Raw genomic sequence first — 15,909 nt, 5'->3', positions numbered from 1 at the left:
CATGGTGCACGCCACCACTGACACCCGGGCCGCCGATTGACGCCGCCCGTCAATCAGGAGGGCCCCGATTGACGGCTTCGGCCAATCCGCTCGGCCCGCGGGGCCGGGCCGGCGCAGCGTGAGGCCATGACCGCATCGCAGCAGCACCTCCTCGACGCCCACCGCGCCGCCCGGCACGGCAGCCGCACCCCGCCCGCCCCCGGCCGGCACGACCGGCAGACCCTCCGCGAACTCGGCGACGCCGCCCGCGACGGCCTCCGCTTCCGCTCGGTGGCCGCCGGGCAGCCCGGCCGGTCGTTCCTCAGGGCCGCGTGCGCACGCCTCGCGGACCGGCTGCGCGCCGCCCGGCCGACGGGTACCGCCCGGCCGACCCGTACCGGCAGGACGCCCCGCGCCCGTACCGCGGACCGGAGCTAGGCGATCCGGCCGATGAACCCGGCCACCGCCGCCACCACGTCCTCCGCCGTCCACTCCAGCCCCTGCGACGCCACCGTCACCTCGCAGAACGCGATCCCCGGCGGCCCCTCGGGGCACGGAAACCACCGATGGAACAGGGCCACGCCCGTCTCCTCGGCCTGCCGTACCGCCGCCTCCGTCAGCACCTCGGCGGCGTACGGCAGCCACACCCGGAACTGGTGGGTGTGCGGGACCTCCGGATGCACCCGGGACCATGGCGTCCGCGCCGCGCGGAAACCCTCCCCGAGCGCCTGCGCGACCACCTTCGCGTGTGCCACGCACTGTGGCAGCCGGGGCAGTTCCCGCTCCATGCCGAGCAGTGCGCTCAGCGCCGCCGGGAACTGGTGGAAGACATCGCCCCCGTAGCGGTGCCGCCAGGCCCTCGCCTCGTCGACCAGCGTCCGCGGTCCCGCGAGGGCCGCGCCGGAGATGCCGTCGAGCGATTTGTAGTACGACACGTAGACGCTGTCGGCGAGCGCCGCGATCTCCTCCAGCGGACGCCCGAAGTGCGGGGCGCACTCCCACAGCCGCGCCCCGTCGAAGTGGACGACGGCATCCCGTTCCCGGGCGGCCTCCACCACCTCCGTCAGCTCCTCCCAGGACGGCAGTACGAATCCCGCCTCCCGCAGCGGCAGTTCGAGCATCAGCGTGCCGAAGGGCTCGCCCAGGCGGCTCACCTCGTCGGCGGTCGGCAGCCGGGGCCCGGTCGTCGGGTGCACCGTGCGCAGCCCGCTCACCTCGTGGAGGGCGTCGCGCTCGTGCAGCTCGGCGTGCGAGCGGGGGTGCAGGGCGACGGTGCTGTTGCCGGTCCGTCCCGCCCAGCAGCGCAGGGCGACCTGCTGCGCCATGGTGCCGGTGGGGAAGAAGGCCGCGTCCTCCATGCCCAGCAGGCGGGCGGTGCGCCGTTCCAGCTCCGTGACGACGCCGTCGCCGTACATGTCGACGCTCTCGTCCAGGTCGTACACGCCGCCCGCGTGCGCGGCGAGGTCGGCCAGCCGGACGCCGATCCGGCGTTCGGCGGAGGTGCGCGACAGCACTCGCGTCGCCCCGCGCCAGGCGACCCGCATCCGCCGGATCCCGTCCTCACCGAGCCCGTCCACGTCGGGTCCGTCCGTGCCCGGTGCGTCCTCGGCCAGTGCGTCCTGGCTCCGGGCGGCCCTGCTGCTGTCGTCGGTCATCCGCCGATGATCGCGTACGGAAACGGGTCGCGTCGCCGCGGTTCCCCACAGCCTGTGGACAGCCGGCCCGTGACAGCCGGCCCTGTGGACAGGCGGCCGTGGGAGACGGCCCGAGGACCGTCGGCCCGCCCCGCCGCGCACCCCGGGAAGCCCCCGAAACCCTGGCGTAGCATGACGAGCAGTCGTCCGGTACCCCCTGCGGACTGGAACGGAAGGCCGTTTCCGCGTGAACGCATCGCCCCACCCCGAGCCCCCCTCGGCAGACCGCCCCGGGCCCAGCTCGGCCCGCAGTCCCGAGCCGCCCTCGGCCCACAGCCCCGGGCTCCGCCCCGAAGCTCCCTCGGACGGCGGCCCCGGGAGCCGTCCCGAGCCCCCGTCCGCGTACCGCTCCGAGGGTGTTCCCGACCCCTCGGACCGTCCCGCCCGCCTGACCGTGGGCGTCGTCGGGGCCGGCCGGGTCGGTGTCGCACTGGCGGCCGCGCTGCGCCGGGCGGGGCACCGTCCGGTCGCCGCGTCCGGTGTCTCCGACGCCTCCGTGCGCCGCGCCGCCGAGCTGCTCCCCGGCGTTCCGCTGGTCGCGCCCGCCGAGGTGCTGGCCCGTGCGGAGCTCGTCCTGCTCACCGTCCCGGACGACGCCCTTCCCGGGCTCGTCGAGGGTCTCGCGGAGACCGGCGCGATCCGTCCCGGTCAGCTCGTCGTGCACACCTCCGGGCGGTACGGGACGGACGTCCTCGCCCCGGCCCTGCGCGCCGGAGCGCTCCCGCTGGCCCTGCACCCCGTGATGACCTTCACCGGCACCTCCGTGGACGTCCAGCGGCTCGCCGGCTGCTCCTTCGGGATCACCGCCCCCGAGGAGCTGCGGCTCGCCGCCCAGGCCCTGGTCATCGAAATGGGCGGCGAACCCGAGTGGATCGACGAAGCGGCCCGCCCGCTCTACCACGCGGCCCTCGCCCTCGGCGCCAACCACCTGGTCACGCTGGTCGCCCAGGCCATGGAGCTGCTCCGCACGGCGGGCGTCGAGGCTCCCGACCGGATGCTCGGCCCCCTCCTGGGAGCCGCCCTCGACAACGCCCTGCGCTCCGGCGACGCCGCCCTCACCGGGCCGGTCGCCCGGGGGGACGCCGGAACCGTCGCCGCCCACGTCACGGAGCTGCGCCAACACGCCCCGCAGGCCGTCGCGGGCTACCTCGCCATGGCCCGTACGACCGCCGACCGCGCCCTCGCCCACGGCCTGCTCAAGCCCGAGCTGGCGGAAGACCTGCTGGGCGTGCTCTCCGAGGGAGAACTGCGATGACCGCCCTGGTACGTACGGCCGCCGAACTCGCGGCCCTCCCGCGCACCGGCAGGCGCTGCGTCGTCATGACGATGGGAGCCCTGCACGAGGGCCACGCCACCCTGATCCGCACGGCACGCGCCCGTGCGGGCGCGCAGGGGCAGGTGATCGCCACCGTCTTCGTCAACCCGCTCCAGTTCGGCCCCAACGAGGACCTCGACCGCTACCCCCGCACCCTCGAAGCGGACCTGCTGATCGCGAAGGAGGCGGGCGCGGACGCCGTGTTCGCCCCCGCCGCCGACGAGGTCTACCCCGGTGGCGAGCCCCAGGTGCGCCTCACGGCGGGCCCCATGGGGGAGCGGCTCGAAGGCGCCACCCGCCCCGGCCACTTCGACGGCATGCTCACCGTCGTCGCCAAGCTGCTCCACCTCACGGCCCCCGACCTGGCCTTCTACGGACAGAAGGACGCGCAGCAGCTCGCCCTGATCCGGCGCATGGTCCGCGACCTCAACTTCCCCGTCGAGATCGTCGGCGTCCCCACCGTCCGCGAGGACGACGGCCTTGCCCTCTCCAGCCGCAACCGCTACCTGTCGGCGCCCGAGCGCCGCACCGCCCTCGCGCTGTCCGCGGCCCTGTTCGCGGGCCGCGACCGGCTCGCCGCGCAACAGGCCCTGCACGCGCGCGGACAGGCCCAGGGCGAGCACGCGCCCCCGCGCGCGCGGGGCGGCGCCCCGGCCGCCCTCGGCGCCGAGCGCGAGGCCGCCGACGCGCACGCCGTGGAGCGCGCCGTGCAGCCCGCCCCCGCCGCCGTACGGGAGGCCGCCCGCACCGTTGTGTCCAAGGCGGCGAAGCTGGAACCCCCGCTCGTGCTCGACTACCTGGCCCTGGTCGACCCGAACGACTTCACCGAGGTCCCCGACGACCACGTCGGCGAGGCGGTCCTCGCCGTCGCCGCGAAGGTCGGCGCGACCCGCCTGATCGACAACCTCCCGCTGACCTTCGGCCCCGCCGGGGCCGAAGCGCAGCGCCCGCAAGGAGCAGCACAGTGACCGGCATACGCCTCACCGCCCCCGCCCCCGGCTGGGCGATCGACGCCGACGTCGTGGTCGTCGGCTCCGGCGTCGCCGGTCTGACCGCCGCCCTGCGCTGCACCGCCGCGGGACTGCGCACCGTCGTCGTCACCAAGGCCCGGCTGGACGACGGCTCCACCCGCTGGGCGCAGGGCGGCATCGCCGCCGCCCTCGGCGAGGGCGACACCCCCGAACAGCACCTCGACGACACCCTCGTCGCCGGCGCGGGCCTCTGCGACGAGGAAGCGGTGCGCACTCTGGTCACCGAGGGCCCGGACGCCGTACGGCGCCTGATCGCCACCGGCGCGCTCTTCGACACCGACCCGGAGAGCGGCGTCATCGAGCTGACCCGCGAGGGCGGCCACCACCGCCGCCGCATCGCGCACGCGGGCGGCGACGCGACCGGCGCGGAGATCTCCCGCGCCCTGGTCGAAGCGGTCCGCGACAGGGCCGTCCGCACCATCGAGAACGCCCTGGTCCTCGACCTCCTCAAGGACGCGCGGGGACACACCGCCGGCGTCACCCTGCACGTCATGGGAGAGGGCCAGCACGACGGCGTCGGCGCGGTCAACGCCCCCGCCGTGGTCCTCGCCACCGGCGGCATGGGCCAGGTCTTCTCGGCCACCACCAACCCGGCCGTCTCCACGGGCGACGGTGTCGCCCTCGCACTGCGCGCCGGGGCGGAGGTCTCCGACCTCGAATTCGTACAGTTCCACCCGACGGTGCTGTTCCTGGGCGCGGGCGCCGAGGGCCAGCAGCCGCTGGTCTCCGAGGCGGTACGGGGCGAGGGCGCGCACCTGGTGGACGGCGACGGCGTGCGCTTCATGCTCGGGCAGCACGAACTCGCCGAACTGGCCCCCCGCGACATCGTCGCCAAGGCGATCATGCGACGCATGCAGGAACAGGGCGCCGCCCACATGTACCTCGACGCCCGCCACTTCGGCCGCGAGATGTGGGAGAACCGCTTCCCGACCATCCTGGCCGCCTGCCGCGCCCACGGCATCGACCCGGTGACCGAGCCGGTCCCGGTCGCCCCGGCCGCCCATTACGCCTCCGGCGGCGTCCGCACCGACCTGCACGGCCGCACCACGGTGCCCGGCCTGTACGCGTGCGGCGAGGTCGCCTGCACCGGCGTCCACGGCGCCAACCGGCTCGCCTCCAACTCCCTCCTGGAGGGACTGGTCTTCGCCGAGCGCATCGCCGAGGACATCTCGGCCGCGGACCTCCGCACCCCGGGGACCCCGACCGGGCCCGCCACCGTCCTCCCGCTCATCGCCCCGGAGGCCCGGCACGGCATCCAGCAGACGATGTCGCAGGGTGCGGGCGTCCTGCGCTCGGCCGCAAGCCTGAGCGCGGCCGCGGACGCTCTGGAGGCCGTGCAGCGCGACGCGGCGCACGACCCGGACGGCCGCGCCAAGTCCGCCGAGCCGGGCGTCGACGCCTGGGAGACGACCAACCTCCTGTGCGTCTCGCGCGTGCTGGTCGCCGCCGCCCTGGAGCGCGAGGAGACCCGCGGCTGCCACTGGCGCGAGGACCGCCCGGACCGCGACGACACCGACTGGCGGCGCCACCTGGTGGTACGGCTGACCCCCGACCGCCGCCCGGTCGTCCACCGTACGGACAGCGCCGCCTTCCCGCCCGTACGGCAGCCCTCCGTACAGCAGCAGTCCCCCGTACCGGAAGCACCCGCATCCCTCCCGAAGGAGCAGCACCAGTGAGCACCCCCGAGAATCCCCGGCTCCTCCCGCAGGCCGACACGGGTGGCGGCTGCGGCGACGCCTGCGGCTGCTCCGCCGGAACGGAACCCCAGGACGGCGGGGCGGACGACGCGTACGAACTCGCCGACTGCGGCCTGGACCCCGACCTCGCCCAGCTCCTCCTCGACTGCGGCCTGGACCCGATCGAGGTCGAGGACATCGCCAACGTCGCCCTCGCCGAGGACCTCGCCCACGGCGTCGACGTGACGACCGTCGCGACGGTCCCCGAGGAGGCCGTGGCCACCGGCGACTTCACCGCCCGCGAAGCGGGCACCGTCGCGGGTCTGCGCATCGCCGAGACGGTTCTGTCGATCGTCTGCACGGAGGAGTTCGAGGTGGAGCGGCACGTCGAGGACGGCGACCGCGTCGAAGCCGGCCAGAAGCTCCTCACCGTCACCACCCGCACCCGCGACCTGCTCACCGGCGAGCGCAGCGCCCTCAACCTGCTGTGCCGCCTGTCGGGCATCGCCACCGCCACGCGCGCCTGGGCGGACGTGCTCGACGGCACCAAGGCCAAGGTCCGCGACACCCGCAAGACCACCCCCGGTCTGCGCTCCCTGGAGAAGTTCGCGGTCCGCTGCGGCGGCGGCGTCAACCACCGCATGTCGCTGTCCGACGCCGCCCTGGTCAAGGACAACCACGTGGTGGCGGCCGGGGGGGTGGCCCAGGCGTTCACGCTCGTACGCGAGAACTTCCCCGAGGTCCCCATCGAGGTCGAGGTCGACACCCTCGCCCAGGTCACCGAAGTCCTGGACGCGGGCGCCGACCTGATCCTGCTGGACAACTTCACCCCCGGGCAGACCGCGGAGGCGGTCGCCCTCGTCGACGGCCGCGCCGTCCTGGAGTCCTCCGGCCGCCTCACCCTGGCCACGGCACGCGCGTACGCGGAGACCGGCGTCGACTTCCTCGCGGTGGGCGCCCTCACCCACTCCTCGCCGATCCTCGACATCGGCCTCGACCTGCGTGAGGCCGAAGGCACCCGGGGCGAGGAGAAGTAGGCATGCTCCTCACCATCGACGTCGGCAACACGCACACCGTCCTCGGTCTGTTCGACGGCGAGGAGATCGTCGAGCACTGGCGCATCTCCACCGACGCCCGCCGCACCGCCGACGAACTCGCCGTGCTCCTCCAGGGTCTGATGGGCATGCACCCCATGCTCGGCAACGAGCTGGGCGACGGCATCGAGGGCATCGCGATCTGCGCCACCGTCCCCTCGGTCCTGCACGAGCTGCGCGAGGTCACCCGCCGCTACTACGGCGACGTCCCCTCCGTCCTTGTCGAGCCAGGGGTGAAGACCGGCGTCCCGATCCTCATGGACAACCCCAAGGAGGTGGGTGCCGACCGCATCATCAACGCGGTAGCCGCCGTCGAGCTGTACGGCGGCCCCGCGGTCGTCGTCGACTTCGGCACCGCCACCACCTTCGACGCGGTCTCCGCACGCGGCGAGTACGTGGGCGGCGTCATCGCCCCCGGCATCGAGATCTCGGTCGACGCGCTCGGCGTCAAGGGCGCCCAGCTCCGCAAGATCGAACTGGCCCGGCCGCGCAGCGTCATCGGCAAGAACACGGTGGAGGCGATGCAGTCGGGCATCGTCTACGGCTTCGCCGGCCAGGTCGACGGAGTCGTCGCCCGCATGGCCCGCGAACTCTCCCCGGCCGACCCCGACGACGTCACCGTCATCGCCACCGGCGGCCTCGCTCCGATCATCCTCGGCGAGTCCTCCGCGATCGACGAGCACGAACCGTGGCTGACCCTGATCGGCCTGCGCCTGGTGTACGAACGCAACATCTCCCGCATGTGACACCGCCACGTCTGCCGCGGGTGAAGCGCGACGTCTCCCGCGGGTGCGCCACGACATGCCCTCGGGTGAAGAGCGGGCCCGCCCGCGGGTGAACCGCTTCGCCCGACAGGGGCGGGCCCGCCCGGCCGGACGAACCGGGTGGACCCGCCCCTGTGCCGTACGCCCCGCCCCCCGCACACGACAGCTCCGCCCGCCCGCGGGCCGAACCGATCAGGAGGCGCGGATTTGACGCGCCACCGAACACCCGTTAAGAGAAATTTGTCCGCTTAGCACTTAAAGTCACCACATGCCCACGCCATACGGTTCCCGCGGCGGCATGGCGTTCAGCGCAGACGAACTGCGTGTGCTCCGACGCGCCCTTGCCCTCGCCCTCCACCCCGCCCCCCTCCCCGCCGACGAGGTACGGGAGTGCCTGCGCCTGGCCGAGTCGGTGGACGAGGCGATCCACGAGGCAGGCCGGCTGCGCGCCTTCCTGCTCGCGGACCTCGCCCGCTACCGGGTCGCCCTCCCCGGCTCCGCCACCGGCTACCTGGAACTCCTCCAGGACGCCCTGGCGGCCGGTTACCGCCCGCTGCCCGACGACCTCGTCTCGCTGCGCTCCCTGCGCTCCATGCCGCTCGCTGCGGCGCTGCTGGCCCGCTGCCAGGGCATCGCGGAGCGTTCCGTACGCGCGAGACTCGCCCGTACGACCTCGTACGCGACCGCCGCTCCGGCACCCGCCGCGCCGGCCCCGCGCACCCGGCTCACCGCACTGCCCGGCGGCCTCTCCGCCGACGCCAAGCCCTCCCGGCCGGCCAAGCCGGCTCCACGGGAACCCGCGCCGGCCGACACCCCGGCCCACGGCCGTCCGGTGCCGACCCCGGCCGAGGCCTTCCCGCCCCGCAAACGGCCCACGCCCCCGGGGGAGCGCCGGGAAGCGAGCTAGCTACTCTGGAGACATGGACTATGTCTCCGCGCTCCTGCCCCCGGTGGTGATGGCCGCCTTCTTCATCGCCCTCATCGTGACGATCGTCAAGACGCAGGGCGGTGCCAACAAGGCAAAGGAAGACGCCTACGTGGACGCCGCGGCCGCCGAGGCCGCGCAGCGCACCGGCGACGCGTAGGGCGGCCGGACCGGCAACATCGCCGGAACCAAGAGGGTGTGCGGATCAGCTCCTGCTGACCCGCACACCCTTTTTCTGCTGTCCAGGGCCCCGATGACCCGCCATTCGGCGATAACTCCCACTATGGTGGCGCTGTGCCCCGCCGATTGGGAGAGCTGGAAGACGCCGTCATGACGCGCGTGTGGGAGTGGAACCGTCCGGTCACCGTCCGGGAAGTCCTCGAAGATCTTCAGAAGGACCGGTCCATCGCCTACACCACCGTCATGACCGTAATGGACAATCTCCATCAGAAGGGCTGGGTGCGAAGGGAAGTCGACGGCCGGGCCTATAGATATACCTCGGTCTCCACCCGGGCCGCCTACTCGGCCGCACTGATGAACGAAGCCTGGTCGACCAGTGACAACCCCGCCGCGGCCCTTGTCGCGTTCTTCGGCATGATGTCCGCCGAGCAGCGCGAGGCACTTCAGGACGCGATGCGGGTCGTGCAACTCCCCGGTGACGGCGAGAAGACCTCCGGGCGATAGCGTCCGGTCATGGCCCCAGATCGTATTGCGTCGGCAAAAGCCATCACCGTCCGCCGGGCACGCACCAGTGACGTGCCCTCCGTCCGCGCTCTCGTGGACACCTACGCCCGCAGCCGCATCCTCCTCGACAAAGCGAACGTGACGCTTTACGAGGACATCCAGGAGTTCTGGGTCGCGGAACGCGACGAGGACGCCTCGGTGATCGGCTGCGGCGCCCTGCACATCATGTGGGAAGACCTCGCCGAAGTACGCACTCTCGCCGTCGACCCCGCCTTCAAGGGCGCCGGTGTGGGACATCAGGTCCTGGACAAACTCCTCCAGACCGCACGCTGGATCGGGGTCCGCCGCGTATTCTGCCTGACCTTCGAAGTCGAGTTCTTCGCGAAGCACGGCTTCGTGGAGATCGGCGAGGCCCCGGTCGACGGAGATGTCTACAGCGAGTTGCTGCGTTCCAATGACGAGGGCGTGGCGGAGTTCCTCGGTCTCGAACGAGTGAAGCCCAACACCTTGGGCAACAGCCGGATGCTTCTGCACCTCTGAAGCGACCGCTGAAGCTGCTGTAAGTCCGTGTATCCCTATGTCCGATACGCGCACGTTTCCCGTGTTCTCGCGCAACTGAACCTCCGACAGGGGTTTGTGTTTTCCGTAGAAAAGCGGTTTCCTTTCCGCGTACTGCATTTTCGATGAAAGGAAATCCGGTGGCGCAGAAGGTTCAGGTCCTTCTTGTTGACGACCTCGACGGCGTCGAGGCGAACGAGACGGTGACGTTCGCTCTGGACGGCAAGACCTATGAGATCGACCTCACCACCGCGAACGCGGAGAAGCTCCGCGGGCTGCTCGACCCCTACACCAAGAACGGCCGCCGCACCGGCGGACGTGCTGCGGGACGCGGCAAGACGCGCGCTGTTTCCGGTGGCAGCCAGAACACGGCCGAGATCCGTAAGTGGGCCAAGGAGAACGGCCACGACGTGAACGACCGCGGCCGCGTCCCGGCCTCGGTGCGGGAGGCCTACGAGAAGGCCAACGGCTGAGCCTGCCGTTCTTTTGGCAGTGCCGTATTGGTGCGGTCGGTCTGCTCGCCGTCGATCCGCACCTCGACGGTCGAGACGGCCAACCGGGCCCGGTGGCATTCCGTCGCCGCCGCGGCCACCAGGCGCAGAAGATCGGGGGCGGCACCGCGGCCCCCGACGCCGGCGAAGGCCGGCAGTGTCTGTTCCTCCTCGTGCCCCGGTGCGGGGGGCCGCAGCCAGACCGCGGCCCCGCCTGCCGGAACCGGACCGGACGCCGCCGCTCCGGGCGGGGCGGGGGCGGCGATCAGTCCTCCGGGGCCGGTCGCCCGCAGATCCAGGGGCACGGAACCCCACTCCAGCCACTCCAGCAGCGCGGGCACCTCTTCGGCGCTCCCCGGGGCGATCAGCAGCCGCATCCGGTGCCCGAACAGCGCGACCGGACCCGTGGGGCCGACCCGGCGCAGTACGGCGTGGCCCGCGGTGGCGGGCAGTTCCAGCACGTCGAACCGCAGACCGGTACGGAGCAGAACCGGTTCGCCGGGAGCGCTGACGGTGGCCCAGCCGAGTTCCTTCTCGTACCAGGCGGCGCACTGCGCGGTGCCACCGTCGGACAGCGGAAGCCGGGGGTGCGGAAGGGTGAGGGCCATGCCCGGGAAAACTCCGGAAACGACGCATGGTTACGGTGGGTCCCCGGGCGGATGCGTTCCGTGGGCCCATGGGGGGCGCGCCAGCGCTTCCGGCGGCGCAAGGATGTTCGCCCGTAGCTGAGGGAACCGGCGTGCGCCGCATGGAGTGTCAGTGCTTGCGGGTAAGACAGACCTAGTAAGGGCCCACTCCGGCAGCTACGCAGACAGGGGCGACACGCATACGAAGCAGTCCCACGTTCGCCATCGGCGTAGTGGCGATGGGGCTAACTGCTTGGCCTGCGGGAACATCGTCTCGCACCATCGAGTTGAAGTAGTTGTCGGCTGTTCAGGCCGGGAGGCAAGAACGGGTGTCGGCAGTTGGAATGAGCTGTCCCGCCCTGCGGGACTAGCATGCGGAAGGACAGGGAGGGGACCGACCCCTTAACTGCCCGACCGCTCTGAGGAGCGAATAACGATGTTCGAGAGGTTCACCGACCGCGCGCGGCGGGTTGTCGTCCTGGCTCAGGAAGAAGCCCGGATGCTCAACCACAACTACATCGGCACCGAGCACATCCTCCTGGGTCTGATCCACGAGGGTGAAGGTGTCGCCGCTAAGGCCCTGGAGAGCCTCGGCATTTCGCTTGAGGCGGTTCGCCAGCAGGTCGAGGAGATTATCGGTCAGGGCCAGCAGGCTCCGTCCGGCCACATTCCCTTCACCCCGCGTGCGAAGAAGGTCCTGGAGCTGTCGCTCCGAGAGGCCCTCCAGCTCGGCCACAACTACATCGGCACCGAGCACATCCTGCTCGGCCTGATTCGCGAGGGCGAGGGCGTCGCCGCCCAGGTCCTGGTGAAGCTGGGCGCCGATCTCAACCGGGTGCGGCAGCAGGTCATCCAGCTGCTCTCCGGTTACCAGGGCAAGGAGACCGCCGCTGCCGGCGGCCCTGCGGAAGGCACGCCTTCCACGTCCCTGGTGCTCGACCAGTTCGGCCGGAACCTCACCCAGGCCGCTCGTGAGTCCAAGCTCGACCCGGTCATCGGGCGCGAGAAGGAGATCGAGCGGGTCATGCAGGTGCTGTCCCGCCGGACCAAGAACAACCCGGTCCTCATCGGCGAGCCCGGCGTCGGCAAGACCGCCGTCGTCGAGGGCCTGGCGCAGGCCATCGTCAAGGGCGAGGTGCCCGAGACCCTCAAGGACAAGCACCTCTACACCCTCGACCTCGGCGCGCTCGTCGCCGGTTCCCGTTACCGCGGTGACTTCGAGGAGCGGCTGAAGAAGGTCCTCAAGGAGATCCGCACCCGCGGCGACATCATCCTGTTCATCGACGAGCTGCACACGCTCGTCGGCGCGGGTGCCGCAGAGGGCGCGATCGACGCGGCTTCGATCCTTAAGCCGATGCTGGCCCGCGGTGAGCTCCAGACCATCGGCGCCACCACGCTCGACGAGTACCGCAAGCACCTGGAGAAGGACGCCGCTCTTGAGCGCCGCTTCCAGCCGATCCAGGTCGCGGAGCCGTCGCTGCCGCACACCATCGAGATCCTCAAGGGTCTGCGCGACCGCTACGAGGCCCACCACCGCGTCTCCATCACGGACGAGGCCCTCGTCCAGGCGGCGACGCTGGCGGACCGCTACATCTCGGACCGCTTCCTTCCGGACAAGGCGATCGACCTGATCGACGAGGCCGGATCCCGGATGCGCATCCGCCGGATGACCGCGCCGCCGGACCTCCGAGAGTTCGACGAGAAGATCGCAGGCGTCCGCAGGGACAAGGAATCGGCGATCGACTCGCAGGACTTCGAGAAGGCCGCCTCCCTGCGCGACAAGGAGAAGCAGCTCCTCGCCGCGAAGGCCAAGCGGGAGAAGGAGTGGAAGGCCGGCGACATGGACGTCGTCGCCGAGGTCGACGGCGAGCTGATCGCCGAGGTCCTGGCGACCGCGACCGGCATCCCGGTCTTCAAGCTGACCGAGGAGGAGTCCTCGCGGCTGCTCCGCATGGAGGACGAGCTGCACAAGCGCGTCATCGGTCAGAAGGACGCCATCAAGGCCCTCTCGCAGGCGATCCGCCGTACGCGTGCGGGCCTGAAGGACCCGAAGCGCCCCGGTGGCTCGTTCATCTTCGCCGGTCCTTCCGGTGTCGGTAAGACCGAGCTGTCCAAGACGCTGGCGGAGTTCCTGTTCGGCGACGAGGACGCGCTGATCTCCCTCGACATGTCGGAGTTCAGCGAGAAGCACACGGTCTCGCGTCTCTTCGGTTCGCCCCCCGGCTACGTGGGCTACGAAGAGGGCGGCCAGCTGACGGAGAAGGTGCGGCGCAAGCCGTTCTCCGTGGTCCTCTTCGACGAGGTCGAGAAGGCGCACCCGGACATCTTCAACTCCCTGCTCCAGATCCTGGAGGACGGTCGCCTGACCGACTCCCAGGGCCGGGTCGTGGACTTCAAGAACACGGTCATCATCATGACGACCAACCTGGGTACGCGGGACATCTCGAAGGGCTTCAACCTGGGCTTCGCGGCCCAGGGCGACGTCAAGACCAACTACGAGCGGATGAAGGTCAAGGTCAACGAAGAGCTCAAGCAGCACTTCAGGCCCGAGTTCCTCAACCGTGTCGACGACACGGTGGTCTTCCACCAGCTGACCGAGGAAGACATCATCCAGATCGTCGACCTCATGGTCGCCAAGGTGGACGAGCGTCTCAAGGACCGCGACATGGGCATCGAGCTGAGCTCGGAAGCCAAGTCGCTGCTCGCCAAGAAGGGCTACGACCCCGTGATGGGCGCTCGGCCGCTGCGCCGGACGATCCAGCGCGAGATCGAGGACATCCTCTCCGAGAAGATCCTCTTCGGCGAGCTGCGCCCCGGTCACATCGTGGTCGTCGGCACCGAGGGCGAGGGCGAAGCGAAGGCCTTCACCTTCCGCGGCGAGGAGAAGGCGGCGCTGCCCGACGTCCCGCCGATCGAGTCGGCCGCGGGCGGCAACGCCGGGCCGAACATGACGAAGGACGCGTGACGCTCGGCATCCGTGCCGAGGTGAGCGCGTGAGGGGCCCCGGAAACCGAAAGGTTTCCGGGGCCCCTTTCCCGTGACGTGACGGACGCCGGCCCCTACGGCCGGCGCCGCCGACCGCTCCTTGGCCGCGGCGTCACGCGTGCACGATCCGTACCACCGTCACCACCAGCACCGCCGCGCTCACGTAGTAGACGACCACGGCCCCGCCCGCGACCCCCTGCCGGCGGTCCTTCTCGCCCTTGACGTCTCGCGTTCCCTGGCCGTACGGGTCGCGGGCGAGGGCGCGCATGGAGTGTTCGAAACGGCGGCGGAGGTCCGGGTGCATCGCGTGCCGGGCGATCTCGGCGGCCGGGGCGTACTGGATGCGCAGACGCGTCATGAAACTTCCGGGGCGGGTCGGGGTTCGTCGCCCGAGGCGGCCACGCAGTCCGAGAAGTCGCCGGTCGCCAGGCGGGCGAAGACCGCTTCGTCCTCCGCGGCGGCCTGCGTCGGGGCGAGCGCCCAGCGGGCCAGCACCAGGGGGAGGTCGAGGGCCGGGGTACGGGCCAGCTCGGCATCCAGGTCGGCGGCCTGCGCGGCGGTGAGGGCGGCGCGGATGGTGGGCAGTGTCGCGGGCAGGTCGATCTGCCGTCCGCTGACGACGGTGTGCCAGGTGGGGTGGGCGGGGAGGGCGGGGGCTGTGGGGCCGACGGGGTCGCTGTCGCCGCTGTTCTTCGCTCGGTTCTCGCCCATACGGCGCCCCTCCGGTCCGGCCAGCACTGTCCTGCGTCCCCACGGTACGCCGACTCCCCTCATGCGGTTGAGACTTGCGCACGAGGAACGGACGGGCGAGCGGAACGGCAACGAGCCGTCCGTACGAGTGGACGAAGGGTGCCTGGTTGACGCGCTGAGGCCGAGGGGTGCCCGTCCGGGTACGGCGCGGGGGTGGCTGCTCGTGACAAGGCGCACAGGGGATACCCCGCCTACTAGAGGTGGTAGTCGGGTTCACCGGCCGTCCTGCGACGGTTCGGCAGCGGCGCGAGGCAGGTCCTCCGGCTCGGGCTGACGGCCTGTCGGAAGCGGCCGCCGTGGCTCCGGGTACGGGTGGGGTGGCGTAGCAGGGGAAGGTTTTCGCCGGGTTTCGGGTGGTACGGCAGGGCGGAGCTGAGGGCGTCAAGGCGCCGTGTTCATCCGCCCCGGCTACTACGTGGACTCGTACGTGGGGGGTTTGGGGCTGCGGGGAGCGGCGGGTTACCAAGGTGGAGCAAGCCCGGCGGGAACCCGCCGGGATCTTTCACGTCCGGAGGTCTTTCCCGCATGTCGAAGCGCGCCCATTCCCGGCGGATCCGCACCGCCCTCGTCGCCGTCGTATTCGGTGCGACGGCCGTTGCCGGTTCCGGGAGCGCCGCCTTCGCCGCGGAGATTAGGACCGCCGCGCCCGTCGGCAAGTCCGCCTCCGTGCAGAAGGCCGTCCAGAAGAAGACCGTCCAGAAGAAGGCTGTCGCCAAGAAGGCCGTCGCCAAGAAGGCAACCCGGACGAAGGCCGTCCAGAAGAAGGCCGGGGCCAGGGCATGGGCCAGGCCCGTCCAGGGTTACGCGCTCTCCGCCACCTACGGCAAGGGCGGCGGCATGTGGGCCCAGAAGCACTCCGGCCAGGACTTCGCCGTCCCGGTCGGCACCGCCGTGAAGGCCGCCGGGCCCGGCATCGTCGTCAAGGCGGGACCGAACGGCGGCGGCGACGGCCCCGCGTACGGCAACGCGATCGTCGTGCGGCACGCCGACCGCACGTACTCCCAGTACGCGCACCTCTCGCGCCTCCAGGTCAAGCCCGGCCAGCGGGTCGCGGCCGGCCAGCGAATAGCCCTGTCCGGCAACACCGGGAACTCCTCCGGCCCGCATCTGCACTTCGAGATCCGCACCACCGCCAATTACGGCTCGGCGATCAACCCGGTCGCCTACCTGCGTTCGGTGGGCGTGCGCGTCTAGATGAATGAGTCCGATGTTTGTGCTGGTCGCGACCATGGCGAAGGGCGCCCGTTGGTCAGTGTGTGAAGACAGACCTGGACGCCCTTCTGGCGGCACTGTACGTGTTCATCGATGACCATGTGGCGCCTTGTCGCCGGATCGGG

At 71.5% G+C, this 15,909-nt stretch carries 17 protein-coding genes; 13 read left to right on the top strand and 4 right to left on the bottom strand.

Going from position 1 to position 15,909, the window contains the following annotated elements; genetic code table 11:
• The first annotated feature begins 126 nt into the window (after positions 1-126).
• Positions 127-417, top strand: a complete 291-nt coding sequence (locus HNQ79_RS22065) for a hypothetical protein (RefSeq protein ID WP_185033768.1) — start codon at positions 127-129, stop codon at positions 415-417.
• Here HNQ79_RS22065 and HNQ79_RS22060 read toward each other — a convergent pair.
• On the bottom strand, positions 414-1,634 hold the full coding sequence (locus HNQ79_RS22060) for a threonine aldolase family protein (protein ID WP_185033766.1): 1,221 nt from the start codon (positions 1,632-1,634) through the stop codon (positions 414-416). The two genes, HNQ79_RS22065 and HNQ79_RS22060, sit on opposite strands and share 4 nt — an antisense overlap.
• A gap of 427 nt (positions 1,635-2,061) precedes the next feature.
• On the opposite strand from HNQ79_RS22060, the gene HNQ79_RS22055 reads away from it, so the two are divergent.
• From HNQ79_RS22055 to HNQ79_RS22010, 10 genes are all read left to right on the top strand, one after another.
• Positions 2,062-2,928 carry a Rossmann-like and DUF2520 domain-containing protein gene (locus tag HNQ79_RS22055; protein ID WP_229923311.1) on the top strand — a complete coding sequence of 289 codons (867 nt, stop codon included), beginning with the start codon at positions 2,062-2,064 and terminating at the stop codon, positions 2,926-2,928.
• Complete coding sequence (gene panC / locus HNQ79_RS22050) at positions 2,925-3,956, top strand: pantoate--beta-alanine ligase (RefSeq protein WP_185033762.1); 1,032 nt, start codon at positions 2,925-2,927, stop codon at positions 3,954-3,956. Before HNQ79_RS22055 ends, panC begins: the two co-directional genes overlap by 4 nt.
• Complete coding sequence (locus tag HNQ79_RS22045; RefSeq protein ID WP_185033760.1) at positions 3,953-5,695, top strand: L-aspartate oxidase; 1,743 nt, start codon at positions 3,953-3,955, stop codon at positions 5,693-5,695. Before panC ends, HNQ79_RS22045 begins: the two co-directional genes overlap by 4 nt.
• Positions 5,692-6,732 carry a carboxylating nicotinate-nucleotide diphosphorylase gene (nadC, locus tag HNQ79_RS22040; RefSeq protein WP_185033758.1) on the top strand — a complete coding sequence of 347 codons (1,041 nt, stop codon included), beginning with the start codon at positions 5,692-5,694 and terminating at the stop codon, positions 6,730-6,732. The genes HNQ79_RS22045 and nadC overlap by 4 nt, the downstream gene beginning before the upstream one ends.
• 2 nt (positions 6,733-6,734) lie before the next feature.
• Positions 6,735-7,535 (top strand): type III pantothenate kinase, encoded by an 801-nt coding sequence (locus HNQ79_RS22035; RefSeq protein ID WP_185033756.1) that lies wholly within the window; start codon positions 6,735-6,737, stop codon positions 7,533-7,535.
• Positions 7,536-7,851: 316 nt separating this feature from the next.
• Positions 7,852-8,460 carry a hypothetical protein gene (locus HNQ79_RS22030; protein ID WP_185034146.1) on the top strand — a complete coding sequence of 203 codons (609 nt, stop codon included), beginning with the start codon at positions 7,852-7,854 and terminating at the stop codon, positions 8,458-8,460.
• A gap of 13 nt (positions 8,461-8,473) precedes the next feature.
• Complete coding sequence (locus HNQ79_RS22025) at positions 8,474-8,638, top strand: hypothetical protein (RefSeq protein WP_185033754.1); 165 nt, start codon at positions 8,474-8,476, stop codon at positions 8,636-8,638.
• Between the two features lie 134 nt (positions 8,639-8,772).
• The gene (locus HNQ79_RS22020) at positions 8,773-9,162 is read left to right on the top strand and encodes a BlaI/MecI/CopY family transcriptional regulator (RefSeq protein ID WP_185033752.1); all 390 of its coding nucleotides are present in this window, start codon (positions 8,773-8,775) and stop codon (positions 9,160-9,162) included.
• Between the two features lie 9 nt (positions 9,163-9,171).
• The gene (locus HNQ79_RS22015; RefSeq protein ID WP_185033749.1) at positions 9,172-9,702 is read left to right on the top strand and encodes an amino-acid N-acetyltransferase; all 531 of its coding nucleotides are present in this window, start codon (positions 9,172-9,174) and stop codon (positions 9,700-9,702) included.
• A gap of 158 nt (positions 9,703-9,860) precedes the next feature.
• Positions 9,861-10,193, top strand: coding sequence for a histone-like nucleoid-structuring protein Lsr2 (locus HNQ79_RS22010; protein ID WP_185033747.1), 333 nt, complete (start codon positions 9,861-9,863; stop codon positions 10,191-10,193).
• Here the strand turns inward: HNQ79_RS22010 and HNQ79_RS22005 are convergent.
• Entirely contained in the window at positions 10,172-10,819 is a 648-nt protein-coding gene (locus tag HNQ79_RS22005) for an SCO3374 family protein (RefSeq protein WP_221508032.1), read from the bottom strand. The two genes, HNQ79_RS22010 and HNQ79_RS22005, sit on opposite strands and share 22 nt — an antisense overlap.
• Before the next feature lie 454 nt (positions 10,820-11,273).
• Between HNQ79_RS22005 and HNQ79_RS22000 the strand changes: the two genes are divergently transcribed.
• Positions 11,274-13,802 (top strand): ATP-dependent Clp protease ATP-binding subunit, encoded by a 2,529-nt coding sequence (locus HNQ79_RS22000; RefSeq protein ID WP_185033746.1) that lies wholly within the window; start codon positions 11,274-11,276, stop codon positions 13,800-13,802.
• 132 nt (positions 13,803-13,934) lie between these two features.
• Here HNQ79_RS22000 and HNQ79_RS21995 read toward each other — a convergent pair whose 3' ends face one another.
• Both HNQ79_RS21995 and HNQ79_RS21990 read right to left on the bottom strand, forming a co-directional pair.
• Complete coding sequence (locus HNQ79_RS21995) at positions 13,935-14,180, bottom strand: hypothetical protein (protein WP_185033744.1); 246 nt, start codon at positions 14,178-14,180, stop codon at positions 13,935-13,937.
• Positions 14,177-14,533, bottom strand: coding sequence for a hypothetical protein (locus tag HNQ79_RS21990; RefSeq protein ID WP_229923290.1), 357 nt, complete (start codon positions 14,531-14,533; stop codon positions 14,177-14,179). Before HNQ79_RS21990 ends, HNQ79_RS21995 begins: the two co-directional genes overlap by 4 nt.
• A gap of 564 nt (positions 14,534-15,097) precedes the next feature.
• Here HNQ79_RS21990 and HNQ79_RS21985 point away from each other — a divergent pair.
• Positions 15,098-15,766 (top strand): M23 family metallopeptidase, encoded by a 669-nt coding sequence (locus HNQ79_RS21985; protein ID WP_185033742.1) that lies wholly within the window; start codon positions 15,098-15,100, stop codon positions 15,764-15,766.
• Positions 15,767-15,909 lie beyond the last annotated feature (143 nt).

Source organism: Streptomyces candidus (assembly GCF_014207445.1).
GTDB lineage: Bacteria > Actinomycetota > Actinomycetes > Streptomycetales > Streptomycetaceae > Streptomyces > Streptomyces candidus.
The sequence above is the reverse complement of the archived record's forward strand: the minus strand, read 5'-3'. Positions and strand labels throughout refer to the sequence as shown.